The sequence below is a fragment of the Ruminococcus sp. AM42-11 genome (assembly GCF_003480145.1).
GTDB lineage: Bacteria > Bacillota > Clostridia > Lachnospirales > Lachnospiraceae > Blautia_A > Blautia_A faecis.
In genome coordinates this window covers 16,096-28,976 of sequence record NZ_QUIO01000019.1, presented here as the reverse complement: position 1 = coordinate 28,976, position 12,881 = coordinate 16,096, and the positions used below count along the sequence as shown (strand labels likewise).

14 protein-coding genes are annotated in these 12,881 nt (G+C 39.8%); 11 read left to right on the top strand and 3 right to left on the bottom strand.

Annotated elements, in window-relative coordinates; all coding sequences use genetic code 11:
- Positions 1-44: 44 nt before the first annotated feature.
- Positions 45-878 carry a histidinol-phosphatase HisJ family protein gene (locus tag DW904_RS12165; protein ID WP_118580958.1) on the bottom strand — a complete coding sequence of 278 codons (834 nt, stop codon included), beginning with the start codon at positions 876-878 and terminating at the stop codon, positions 45-47.
- Between the two features lie 369 nt (positions 879-1,247).
- Here DW904_RS12165 and gap point away from each other — a divergent pair, with 369 nt between their 5' ends.
- The 3 genes from gap to tpiA all read left to right on the top strand — a co-directional run bounded on the left by gap (position 1,248) and on the right by tpiA (position 4,545).
- Positions 1,248-2,267, top strand: a complete 1,020-nt coding sequence (gene gap / locus DW904_RS12160; RefSeq protein WP_117851616.1) for a type I glyceraldehyde-3-phosphate dehydrogenase — start codon at positions 1,248-1,250, stop codon at positions 2,265-2,267.
- A gap of 143 nt (positions 2,268-2,410) precedes the next feature.
- Positions 2,411-3,604 (top strand): phosphoglycerate kinase, encoded by a 1,194-nt coding sequence (locus tag DW904_RS12155; protein ID WP_118580955.1) that lies wholly within the window; start codon positions 2,411-2,413, stop codon positions 3,602-3,604.
- A gap of 188 nt (positions 3,605-3,792) precedes the next feature.
- Entirely contained in the window at positions 3,793-4,545 is a 753-nt protein-coding gene (gene tpiA, locus DW904_RS12150; protein WP_118580952.1) for a triose-phosphate isomerase, read from the top strand.
- A gap of 597 nt (positions 4,546-5,142) precedes the next feature.
- Here tpiA and DW904_RS12145 read toward each other — a convergent pair.
- A complete protein-coding gene (locus DW904_RS12145; protein WP_118580949.1) occupies positions 5,143-5,592 on the bottom strand; it encodes an Rrf2 family transcriptional regulator in 450 nt (149 codons plus the stop codon).
- A gap of 228 nt (positions 5,593-5,820) precedes the next feature.
- On the opposite strand from DW904_RS12145, the gene DW904_RS12140 reads away from it, so the two are divergent.
- Positions 5,821-6,153 (top strand): nitrous oxide-stimulated promoter, encoded by a 333-nt coding sequence (locus DW904_RS12140; RefSeq protein ID WP_118580946.1) that lies wholly within the window; start codon positions 5,821-5,823, stop codon positions 6,151-6,153.
- Between the two features lie 40 nt (positions 6,154-6,193).
- Positions 6,194-6,820: a DUF3786 domain-containing protein gene (locus DW904_RS12135; RefSeq protein WP_118580943.1), complete on the top strand. Its 627-nt coding sequence runs from the start codon at positions 6,194-6,196 to the stop codon at positions 6,818-6,820.
- On the opposite strand, the gene DW904_RS12130 is transcribed toward DW904_RS12135, so the two are convergent.
- Positions 6,742-7,389: a TetR/AcrR family transcriptional regulator gene (locus DW904_RS12130; RefSeq protein WP_118580940.1), complete on the bottom strand. Its 648-nt coding sequence runs from the start codon at positions 7,387-7,389 to the stop codon at positions 6,742-6,744. The two genes, DW904_RS12135 and DW904_RS12130, sit on opposite strands and share 79 nt — an antisense overlap.
- 168 nt (positions 7,390-7,557) lie before the next feature.
- Between DW904_RS12130 and DW904_RS12125 the strand changes: the two genes are divergently transcribed.
- From DW904_RS12125 to DW904_RS12100, 6 genes are all read left to right on the top strand, one after another.
- Positions 7,558-8,328: an AAA family ATPase gene (locus DW904_RS12125; protein WP_118580937.1), complete on the top strand. Its 771-nt coding sequence runs from the start codon at positions 7,558-7,560 to the stop codon at positions 8,326-8,328.
- Positions 8,329-8,413: 85 nt separating this feature from the next.
- The gene (locus DW904_RS12120; RefSeq protein WP_117801851.1) at positions 8,414-9,346 is read left to right on the top strand and encodes a MoxR family ATPase; all 933 of its coding nucleotides are present in this window, start codon (positions 8,414-8,416) and stop codon (positions 9,344-9,346) included.
- A 6-nt stretch (positions 9,347-9,352) separates the two neighbouring features.
- Positions 9,353-11,170, top strand: a complete 1,818-nt coding sequence (locus DW904_RS12115; RefSeq protein ID WP_118580934.1) for a nitric oxide reductase activation protein — start codon at positions 9,353-9,355, stop codon at positions 11,168-11,170.
- A 16-nt stretch (positions 11,171-11,186) separates the two neighbouring features.
- Positions 11,187-11,381, top strand: a complete 195-nt coding sequence (locus DW904_RS12110) for a hypothetical protein (RefSeq protein WP_118580931.1) — start codon at positions 11,187-11,189, stop codon at positions 11,379-11,381.
- A gap of 67 nt (positions 11,382-11,448) precedes the next feature.
- Positions 11,449-12,198, top strand: coding sequence for a P-loop NTPase (locus DW904_RS12105; protein ID WP_118580928.1), 750 nt, complete (start codon positions 11,449-11,451; stop codon positions 12,196-12,198).
- Between the two features lie 19 nt (positions 12,199-12,217).
- Entirely contained in the window at positions 12,218-12,868 is a 651-nt protein-coding gene (locus tag DW904_RS12100) for a DUF3786 domain-containing protein (protein ID WP_118580925.1), read from the top strand.
- Positions 12,869-12,881 lie beyond the last annotated feature (13 nt).

Genomic DNA, 12,881 nt, shown 5'->3' with positions numbered 1-12,881 from the left:
GCCGGGCTGATTGCTTCTGCCGGGTATGGAAAAACAGGGTTTCGTTATAGTTTTACAAAGTTTGGTTTCCGATCTTTAAATACTGTATAATATTTAAATCCACATTCTTTCAGCACCTGCGCGGCCCTATCAAAAGCGTATCCTATTTTATCCGGCGTATGCGCGTCAGCACCAATGGTGATGATTTCGCCCCCTAGTTCTTTATAACGTCGGATGATATCCGTACATGGGTTTGGCTCTCCAAGACCGTAGTGATAACCGCCAGTGTTGATTTCCAGTCCTACATTTGTGTCTGTCAGTTTTTTCAGAATCGCATCCAGAATGTTCCGATATTTTTCATAAGAATAAAACTGGTTTTTGTTTGGACCATAGCGGACAATATAATCCAGATGTCCATAAGTGTCCATTTCATGAAATGCATCCAGATTCTCCAGAATGGATTCAAAATATTCAAGATAAGCCTTTTCCTCGTCCCTGTCCTGGAAAAATTCCGGGTAGTAGGGGTCAGCACCGTGGACTACGTGAGAAGAACCAATCACGAAATCGAAAGGATATTCTTTTAAAAGATTGTGAAAATATTGTTTAAGATGAAGCTGCAAACCGATCTCAATACCGAAATGGATGTGAATCTGATTCTTGTAAGTCTCTTTCAGTTCGTTGAGTTTAGTGTAATAGGCGGGAATATCCAGGGCAAATTCCAGGTCATCCGGAGTTGGTGGATAGTCTGGATCCAGATGCTCTGTAAAGCAGATTCCCTTAAACCCCAGTGCAATGGCCTGGCGGATCATATCCGCAGTGGGAGTGCCGGAATCTGCGGAAAATTCAGAATGCATGTGGCAGTCCCACAAAACTCCGGGAGAGTTGGAAAGTATTTTCATAATAACCTCCTTATAAATTATAAACCAAGCAAAGTATTTTAAAAATATATTTTCTGTAAATATAAAGATATATTTTATGGATAAGTGTACAGCGAAGGAACATGTGAAAAAAATTCTTCCTACACGAAAAAGAAAGGAAAAAACGTGCATAAATGCTGCCAATGTGTCATAAAAGGGACTTAATTGTCTCATTTGAGAGCAGTATATCATATCAGAGAATATTTGTGGCAATTTGCCTGTTATTTTTTTGAAAATAGGCTTGAATTTTTGTTCGGAATTAGGTACAATACGCTATAGGTTGATGTTTCTTTCACAAAGATTGAAGCACTCACATAATTTTTACCATTTAATTCATAGGAGGAATTTATCATGGCAGTAAAAGTTGCAATTAATGGTTTTGGACGTATTGGTCGTCTTGCATTCCGTCAGATGTTCGGTGCAGAAGGATTTGAAATCGTTGCTATCAACGACTTAACATCTCCTAAAATGCTCGCTCACTTATTAAAATATGACTCAACTCAGGGAAGATATGCTCTTGCAGATACAGTAGTAGCTGGAGAGGATTCCATCACAGTTGACGGAAAAGAAATCAAAATTTATGCAAAAGCTAACGCTGCTGAGCTTCCATGGGGAGAGATCGGTGTAGACGTAGTTCTTGAGTGTACTGGATTCTATACATCCAAAGACAAAGCTCAGGCTCATATCGATGCAGGTGCTAAACACGTTATCATTTCCGCTCCGGCTGGAAACGACCTTAAGACAATCGTTTACAATGTAAACCATGAGACTCTTACAAAAGAGGATCACATCATTTCCGCAGCTTCCTGTACAACAAACTGCTTAGCTCCAATGGCTAAAGCACTTAATGACCTTGCTGCAATCAAATCCGGTATCATGTGCACAATCCACGCTTACACAGGCGATCAGATGACACTTGACGGACCGCAGAGAAAAGGCGATCTGAGAAGATCCCGTGCAGCTGCAGTTAACATCGTTCCGAACAGCACAGGTGCTGCTAAAGCAATCGGTCTTGTTATCCCAGAACTGAACGGAAAACTGATCGGTTCCGCACAGCGTGTTCCAACCCCAACAGGTTCTACTACAATCCTTACAGCAGTTGTTGAAGGAAATGTAACTAAAGAGCAGATCAACGCAGCTATGAAAGCAGCTTCTAACGAGTCCTTCGGATACAACGAAGATGAGATCGTTTCCAGCGATATCGTTGGTATGAGATTTGGTTCTCTGTTCGATGCTACTCAGACAATGGTTCTTCCACTTGAGAATGGCACAACAGAGGTTCAGGTTGTTTCCTGGTATGACAATGAGAACTCCTACACAAGCCAGATGGTTCGTACAATCAAACACTTTGGTAAACTGCTTAACGCTTAATCAGAAGCAGAGTAGGGTTTTCAAATGCTGACAAGCCATGGCCTGACAGCATATGAATAAGACTCAGAGAAGGGTCCGGTCTGAATAGGACCGGACCCTTTTGTCTGTATAAAAAGTTAAATTTTATAAGGAGGCATAACAAGATGCTGAATAAGAAATCTGTTGATGACATCAACGTAAAAGGCAAAAGAGTCCTCGTAAGATGTGACTTCAATGTACCTCTGCAGGACGGTAAGATTACAGATGAGAACCGTCTGGTAGCAGCTCTTCCTACAATCAAGAAGCTTGTTGCAGATGGTGGAAAGATTATCCTTTGCTCTCACCTTGGAAAACCGAAAGGAGAGCCGAAACCGGAGCTTTCTCTTGCACCTGTTGCTAAACGTCTCACAGAGCTTCTCGGACAGGAAGTGAAATTCGTTCCAAGCCCGGTTGTTGTAGATGACACTGTAAAAGCAGCAGTAGCTGACATGAAAGACGGCGAGATCATTCTTCTTGAGAATACCCGTTATCGTGCAGAAGAGACTAAGAACGGTGATGAATTCAGCAAGGAACTTGCTTCTCTTTGCGATGTATTTGTAAACGATGCATTTGGTACCGCTCACAGAGCACACTGCTCTAACGTTGGTGTTACCAAATATGTAGATACAGCTGTTGTTGGATATCTGATGCAGAAAGAAATCGATTTCCTCGGAAACGCTGTAAACAATCCTGACAGACCATTCGTAGCAATCCTTGGCGGTGCTAAGGTTTCTAGCAAGATCTCTGTTATCAACAACCTTCTTGACAAGGTGGATACTCTGATCATTGGTGGTGGAATGTCCTATACATTCTCCAAGGCTATGGGCGGACACATTGGTGTTTCCCTTTGCGAGGATGATTATCTTCAGTATGCATTAGACATGATGAAGAAGGCAGAAGAAAAAGGCGTTAAGCTTCTTCTTCCGGTTGATAACAGAATTGGTGATTCCTTCTCCAATGATTGCAATATCCAGGTTGTAAAACGTGGTGAGATTCCGGATGGATGGGAAGGAATGGACATCGGACCAGAGACAGAGAAACTTTTCGCTGACGCTGTAAAAGATGCCAAGACAGTTGTTTGGAACGGACCGATGGGCTGTTTCGAAATGCCGAACTTCGCTCATGGCACAGAGGCTGTTGCCAAAGCTCTTGCTGATACAGATGCTACAACTATCATCGGTGGTGGTGATTCCGCAGCAGCTGTTAACATCCTTGGCTATGGTGACAAGATGACACACATCTCCACAGGTGGCGGTGCATCTCTTGAATTCCTGGAAGGAAAAGAGTTACCAGGCGTAGCAGCAGCTAACGATAAATAAATAGAGCACTTAATGAAAGCAAGCTGTAAGCGCAGCTTGAATTATGTGCGGATTTGGTTCGAAGGAACTTAATGAGAGCAGGCCAACGGCGCAGACCAGCTGACTTTCATATATGGTGATGCCGCCTGCCGGCGACATGTCCGTTTAGTGAATCGAACTTCCTTATCATACAAAAGGAGATATATAAAATGTCTAGAAAGAAAATTATTGCCGGAAACTGGAAAATGAACATGACTCCAAGTGAGGCAGTTAAATTAGTAGAAACTTTAAAACCATTAGTAGCAAACGATGACGTTGACGTAGTATTCTGCGTACCGGCTATCGATATTCTTCCTGTAGTTGAGGCTGCAAAAGGCTCCAACATCCAGGTAGGTGCTGAGAACATGTACTTCGAGGAGAAAGGTGCTTTCACAGGTGAGATTTCCCCGAACATGCTTACAGACGCTGGTGTTAAATACGTAGTTCTCGGACACTCTGAGAGAAGAGAGTACTTCGCTGAGACAAGCGAAACTGTAAACAAAAAAATGCTCAAAGCATTTGAGCACGGAATCACTCCAATTATGTGCTGTGGAGAGACTCTTGATCAGAGAGAGCAGGGCGTAACTATGGACTTTATCCGTCAGCAGGTTAAAGTTGGTTTCCAGAACGTTACAGCTGATCAGGCTAAAACAGCCGTTATCGCTTACGAGCCAATCTGGGCTATCGGAACTGGTAAAACAGCTACAACGGAGCAGGCTCAGGAAGTTTGCGCAGGAATCCGTGCTTGCATCGCTGAGATCTATGATGAGGCAACTGCAGCAGCAATCCGCATCCAGTACGGCGGATCTGTAAACGCTAAGACAGCTCCGGAGTTATTTGCTCAGGCAGACATCGACGGAGGTCTTGTAGGCGGTGCATCCCTGAAACCAGAGTTCGGCGATATCGTAAACTATAACAAATAATAAAATAATAGCTATTTTTTAGCTAATGTGTCCAAGCGAGAAGTAATTAAACGCCCCTAAACACAAGGATGATTGGTAAATATTACCAATTGAATTGTGGGTAGGGGCGTTTTATAATTTACCTACTATCACCTTTTGGTATCACTTTTGGAAGGAAAAATCACTGTCATTCAAATAAGCAGAAATAATGAAATTAGGTATCGTTATTACGAGGCCGATTTCATAAATGTCCATATAAGTTGTTAAATGCCTTTAGATGCTGATAGCTAGAGCATTTAGCGGATTTCCGACTTGGATAAAACTCTATATAAATTCATGTAATTTTTTGAAAAATGGCCCACTTTGTGGCCTACTAACTTTTGATCGAAGTCCTAATATGGTAAGAAGAAGCGCCTGTAGGAACGCTTCTTTTTTTCTGTACAGGAAAGACCGCCTGTGGTGCGCTGCTGAATTTAAAAATGCCCGCACGGAGGCGGGCATGATAACAAGAAAATCCCTGGATTAGAAAATATAAAAATTTTACTCGCCAAATCGTTATCAGATTCTTCATCATTTAGAAGATAATCCATATCTGGAAGTCCATTCTCGTTTCTCCTGCTATATAATATTTTGTAAATCATTTTGCATGGATGTTCGCTGATAATAAGTATTTATGATATCCTGTAAAGTAATTGTATTCATCTTTTCTTCAGTGTTTTTTTGAATTTCATTATAGAATCCCTGCAAGGACAACTGAATATTAATGCCAACGCCACAATCAGGGTTGGTATGAGTATCTAAATGAAGTAGCGGTTTCTCGCCCTCCACTGCTTTATAAATATCCAGCAACGTAATCTGGTCTGCTGGTTTTGAAAGAGAAGGACGGGCATGTCCGGCTACACTGGTCATAAGTTCGGCCTTTTTTAGTTTTAACATGAGCTGGCGTACAAAGCCGGGATTTGTATGGACACTTTCTGCAATTGAGGCACTGGAGAGTGAGTTTTCCTGGTTGATAGCAATCAGAACCATTACATGGACAGTATCGCTTAATTTCGTTGAGTATTTCATGATAAGAAACTCCTTGTAGTATGATATAATGATTTTGGTTTCACGTTTTTGAGGCGAAAATATTTCTGGTTTGTCAAAAACATCCCAAGTTCTCAACAGTTCTTTTTAATGTGTTGAGAAATTGTACATATTTTTTATTTTGATGATTGTAAATAATATAATTACAACTATAATGAAATTTAAAGGAAAAGTCAACATAGTAATAAAACTTACGGAGGATTGTATAATATGCTGATTGTGGACAAATTAAAAGGAAATTTATATACCAGAATCAAAAAACATATGACTAAAAAAATGTATCACCTTTATTATCGTGAAAACAGGGAAGCTTCACAGTCTAAAGAAGAATATGAAGCAAATTTATTAAGAGCATACCGACATTTAGACGCATGCAGATTCAAAAATAAGGGATGGCCATGTCCAACATGCCCAAGTTGCTGTTTTTGTGGAAAAGATTATGAAACTATGACTGAGGTAATGGATTTTGTCCAGGAATGGATAAAAGAGAATCCGGATAAAGCTAGATTTATGAAAATACCAAAATCCTTGCATAAACATTGATTATTATATGATGCGATAAAATATCAACAAAGGAGAACTTATGGAATACAAAAATCAAACAGAAAATCGTGCATTTCAGGAAATGTTGCAGGCAGCAGTAAAACGGCTGCAAAATCGCTCCGGAGAGGATCTTGCTGCAAAAAGTGGGGCTGTTTTTCATAGCAGCCGAAATGTGCTTGAAGTACAGAGCTTTTACGAAAAGATTGAAATTCAACTCCCTGAGTTTCGTATTAACTCAGACATGGACGAATGGCATTATCTGACATTGCTGCATTATCTGGATATGGCTGATGGAACAGAAGGTTCACAGAAGCTCATTACTTTTGGTAACCTGAAAGATGGATTAATTCGGGGAACCAGGTTTGACCGGACTGCAGAGCAGAAACTGGAAAAACTTTTGCAGGATAAAGATCCTGAGAAAATTCAGAAAGCATGTACAAGTCTGGGTGCAGAATTTACAGAGACAAAGGCGGATCTATGTGCTGTTTTTCCAGTTTTTCCAAGATATTCAGTTACTTTAAAAATATGGTTTGCAGATGAAGAATTTCCTGTATCTGGAAAACTATTTCTTCAGGATCATGCCGATCATTATCTGAGTGTAGAAGATGCGGTAACAGTTGGAGAAATTTTGCTGCAAAAATTATCGGAAGCATTTTCTTCCCTCTGATCATAAATCAGAAAACTTTCCAGTCCGGCTTTGATAAATTTGTCGATTACTGTCTGAATCTGTTTCCAGTCATTACAGTGATTGCGGAGCATCAGTCTGTTGATGGAAAGGCAGCCATTCATTTGAAAATAAAAAACCGATTCTGCCTGTTCAAAGGTCAGGAGGCTGTGTGACATAAGCCAGGTCACATAGCCTTCTTTTGTATTTTCTGCTATTTTTTCCAGAAGAATAGGGGCAATTGCATCATCCAGAAACAGTGCTCTGTATTGTGATTCCATCTGTATTTTCTGACAGAACGGATAGGAACAGCTTTTTTGATTTAGACAGAATAAATGATCTACCGTTGTTAACATATCCTGAGTCATATCATTAAAAATATCTGATAATACATCATGGATATCGTAGTAATGAAGATAAAAAGTGCCACGGTTGATTTCAGCATTTTTGCAGATCTCTGTAACTGTAATTTTCGTAAAACTTTTCTGCTTTAACAATTCTAAGAACGTATCTTTTATGGTTTGCCTGGTATAGCGGGTACGGCGATCTTGTTTTCTCGTTTTTTCTGACATTATATACTCCTGTATTAGTTAGTATCATATAATTTCTCAACAATTTTTCTGATGTGTTGAGTAACCATACAAATCTCACAGACTGATTATTGTAATTTATATAGTAACAACTATAATGAGGTTTAAAGAAAAAGTCAACAGATTGTTCAGAATTTTAGGAGGAAAAACATGGGACATGTAATTGCAGTATCAGGAAAAGGTGGCGTAGGAAAAACAACTCTTTGTGGATTGTTGATCCAGTATTTATGTGAAAGCGGAAAACGTCCGGTCCTGGCGGTGGATGCAGATGCAAATGCAAATTTGAACGAAGTGCTCGGTGTTGAGCCGGAGATCACACTTGGGGAGCTGAGAGAAGAAATTGAGCGGGCAGGCGTAGACCCACGATATCAGATTCCCTCCGGTATGACAAAACAGGCATATCTGGAAATGCGTCTTTCTGATGCGATTGCAGAAGAAGACGATTATGATTTGATGGTAATGGGGCGAACCCAGGGACAGGGCTGCTATTGTTTTGTAAATGGTCTTGTGCAGACCCAGATTCAGAAACTGCAAAGCCATTATTCATATATTGTGGTTGATAACGAAGCAGGTATGGAACATATCAGCAGAGGAATCCTGCCAATGATGGAAGTTGCGATTCTTGTAAGTGACTGTTCCAGAAGAGGTGTTCAGGCAGCCGGACGTATTGCAAAGCTGATGAAGGAGTTAAACTTTAAACCACAGAAAACCGGATTAATCGTGAATCGTGTTCCAGATGGAAAACTGGATGCCGGAACTCTGGAAGAAATCCGAAATCAGGGACTGGAACTGTTAGGGGTTGTACCACATGATGACCAGGTATATCAGTATGACTGTGATGGAAAGCCGATCATACGGCTTCCGAAAGATTCTCCTGTAAGAAGTGCACTGGGAGAAATTGTAAAGAAGTTAGGATTGTGAGTTGGAGGATTGAAAGTATGAAGATTGAGTAAACAGAAATATTATCTGATTTGATATAACCAATTGCAAAGAAAGGAAAATCTTCATGAGAAATCATTGGACAGAAATAGAAAAATATTTAGAAGATCAGAAGATAGCGCAGGAACTGATTGGAGAATTGAGAGATTTTCACATGCGTTATGAGGTAGAGGATCAGGTAAAGGAACGGGTAGAAAAACCGGATATCTTATTTTATGGGAAAAAGATTCTGGAAATGTCAATAGCAGCGCTTCTTCAGGGAGATAACCTGTTACTTTCCGGTGCGAAAGCTACAGGAAAAAATGTACTATGTGAGACACTGGCATGGATATTCGGAAGACCGGAATACGACATTTCTTTTCATGTAAATACAGACAGTGCCGATCTGATTGGAACGGATACCTTTATAAATAATGAGGTTCGCCTTCGGAAAGGCCCCATCTACCAATGTGCGGAATTTGGAGGATTTGGAATCCTGGACGAAATCAATATGGCAAAAAATGATGCGGTTTCTGTACTGCATGCCACACTGGATCATCGGCGCAGAATCGATATTCCAGGATATAACAGGATTTTACTTCATCCGGCAACACGATTTATCGGCACGATGAATTATGGTTACGCAGGTACCAGAGAGCTAAATGAAGCATTGGTTTCAAGGTTTATGGTAATTGATATGCCTGAAATGGATGAGGATAGTGTCCTTTTTGTATTAAGACAACATTTTCCAGATGGGGAAAAAAGTGCACTGAAAGCTTTTGCAGGACTGTTTCTGGATTTGCAGATCAAAGCTTATCACGGAGAAATCTCAACAAAATCTCTTGACCTGAGAGGATTGGTTTCTGCTGTAAAAGCAACAAGAAGCGGACTTTCTCCAATTGATGCAATCCAGATGGGAATCATAAATAAAAGTTTTGATGTATTTGAAAAAGAGATCGTAGAAGATGTGGTTTCTACCAGAATCCCATCTTCCTGGACCGGAAAAGACATATGGGGGTAAACTTGTATGGAGGATGTCAGATGGCCGGCGGAACAACTGGAAGAACATCATCTGGAGATCAGCAATCGTATCAGAAATCTTTTTTGGACAGTCAGTGGTGATTATGATACGGAATTTGAACCGGACACAGAAAAATATGTTTATTCAAAACAAACGGTTCTGTATGAGGCAGTGAAACAGGGTGCTTTTGCACGATATTTTGATCAGAAGAAACTTGGCATGTATTTGATGAAAAAATTACATTTTTCTGCTGGAGAAGATATGCTTTTGCCTCTTGCTGGATTATGCATGGATGCTGCAGTGAATCGTTTTATCATTCGAGAACGTTTGGGAACAAAGGAAATCAGAGAACAGGCGTTCAGAGAATTGGAAAAGGCCGAGGAAGAGCAGGTATCAGACAAAGCTGGAACAGGCCTGATTCACAGGATTAGGCTTCTGTATATAAGGCATGTTCTGGAGAACACAGACGATAAGGGAATGGATCCACAGGCAGAGATTGCATTGTACAAGATTCTATCTCTGAAGAATGCGGAAAATACGGAAGATGTCATAAACGTGATAGATGAGATTTATAATCATGTTCTGGATCCTTCTTTTGAAAAAAGGAATGGAAATCTGGAGAAGATTCTTAATTTACCGGATATGGCATTGGCCAATGACGCGTGGCAGGAATGCATGACGGATGAACAGATGGAAGACATCATTCAAAAATATCTTTCTAATCTCAAAAAAAAGATGATGAGTCTGGATATCAAAAACAAAAAGAAAAAAAGACTTTATTTCTCTCCGGAAAATGAAGAAGTTCCGGAAAGCCCGGAGAATTTAAATCCACAGGCAGTGCGACGGATACGGGAATATGTGGAACTGAATTACGGAAAATCGTATCTAAGTGAATCGGAGCAGGCCAGAGTCAACCGGAAATTTTGTACAGGAATCCACAAAAACTGTATCCTGTATCTTACAGATGGAATTTTACAGAACCCTGTGATAAAAAATAATCAATACCGTTTTTCTCAGCTGCAGTTTGAAAAAAATAAAGCCTATTATGGAAATAATCACTGGATCATCAAAAGAAATATTTCTGTGTTGGCAGAGTCACTGAAACGGGCGTTTATAATCCGAAAGGATGATTTTGTCAGCAGATCTGATGCAGGGCAGCTTGTTCCTGAGAGGTTATGGAAAATTGGAAGAACAGACGATGACAAGTTATTTAATAGAAAAAAGAGATCAGAAGATTCTGAGTTTGTAATAGACGTCCTGATTGATTCCAGTGGTTCCCAGGCTGGCAGACAGGCTCAGGTAGCGGCGCAGGGATATATTATCAGTGAAGCATTAAGCCAGGCAGGAATTCCTCATCGGGTGACAGGATACTGTGCTTTCTGGGGATATACAGTACTTCAGAGATTTCGGGATTATGAAGATCCAAGGGAAACAAATGAAAGAATCTTTCAATTTCGGGCATATGCCAATAACAGAGACGGGCTTGCACTGAAAACAGTCTCTTCCTCTCTCATGGAGCGACCGGAAAAAAATAAGATTTTAATCGTATTAAGTGATGGAAAACCCTGTGATATGAGCATACAACGACCAGGAACCCGCCAGCCCAGGATCTATGACGGAGAAGGAGCTGTGAAAGATACTGCATATGAGGTGCGTCGGGCCAGAAATCAGGGAATTTTCGTAATTGGTATTTTTGTAGGGAATGAAGAAGAGCTCTCTGTGGAAAAGAGAATTTATGGAAAAGACTTTGCCTATATTCGTAATATCAGTAATTTTTCCCGTATGGTAGGAACTTTTTTGCGAAGACAAATTGATATGGAATGAAAATGGAGGAATCACTATGGGTAAAATTGAATTTTCCACTTGCCAGGATGTAAGAAATCAGAAAAAGATACAGGAATTAGATTGTCCACGCTGTCATGAACAGGGAGGCATTGAAGCCTTTGTGAAAGACGGGATACTAGCAGAGGACGGAGTATGCGATAACTGCGGATATATTCTTTCAGAAGGAACAGAACTGGAGGAAGTGGAGTAAGACAGTTTGAAGTATGGTCATATGTAATTCTTATTATTTAGAAAAAAGAAGAGGAGTAAATATAGAGATGAAAATAGCAGTTTGTGGAAAAGGTGGATGTGGAAAAAGTACAGTAACCAGTCTGTTGGCTAAGGCTTTAGCCAGACGAGGAAAAGAAATTTTGGTAATTGATTCCGATGAATCTAATTATGGTCTACACCGACAGCTAGGTATGAAGCTTCCCAGAGATTTTACAGACTATTTCGGTGGTAAGCAAAATGTTTTAAATGATATGATATTATCAAAATTTACTCATCAGTTTTTTGAGAAAACCTGGACTATAGATGATATACCGGAAGATTATTATAGTCTGAAGGACGGTGTAAAACTGATGACCAGTGGAAAAATTCATCAAGCAAATGAAGGGTGTTCTTGTGCTATGGGAACTGTTATGACTCAATTTATCCAAAATCTCAGGCTTACAGAAGACCAATTTGCGCTAATGGATATGGAGGCTGGTATTGAACACTTTGGACGTGGAATTGATAACGGTGTAGATTTGATATTGATAATCATAGATCCATCCTATGAATCCCTACAGCTTTCCAAAAAAATCGGGGAATTATCGGAAAGTATTCGAAAACCATTTTATTACGTTCTCAATAAAGTAACAAAAGAGAATCAGGAAATGATGTATGAAGCTGTATGGAATTCAAATCGAGTCGCTGTATCTCTTAGTGCGGATCCTGGCATTATGGGAGAGGGGCTGATGGGGAAAGAACTGTCAGAAAAACCAGATGCTATTGAAAACTTAACAGAATTCCTACTTTCTATTTAACAGAATAAGGAGATTTAGAATGTTACAGGATTACTATGAAAAACATAATCTGGAAATGAAACCATATGAATACTACCTTGCGGAGTTTCAGAATGTAAATCCAGAGGGTGTTACAAGTCGGCTGGATATACCATTTGATGATAATAGCAAGTCATTTATAATAAAGTTTATGCAGAACACATACACGATCAGTTATCCAGAGTTCGAAATTCATTGCATAGATAAATCAGATAAAGATGCGATTTTGTGTAATGATATTCATGCAAAAATCTTGATGTTACGATATTTTTCGGAGGGAGATTATATGAAAGCTACGGGGAATTTTTTGTCCTATCGTGATCTTCCTTGGGGAGAGGTTTATTATAGGCAGTTTTATGGGCGTTGTATTATGAGGCTCGCGAAAACATATGGAAATAGACAAGATGTTTTTGAAAGATTAATGGAAAAATTGGCAGGGATACGCCAAAAGTATGGAGATGTATCCTACGAATTTGAAGTTTTTCGTGAATTAAAATTATGTTTTATTTTATGGTCAGGTGATGAGGAATTTCCACCTTCTGCACAAATTCTTTTCTCTGATAATTTTCCAATGGCATTTGCAGCTGAGGATGTAGCGTATCTTGGAGATGTTATATTAGATTATATGAAACAAGAAGAAAAGGATACCTGAAAAAGACGAGGGA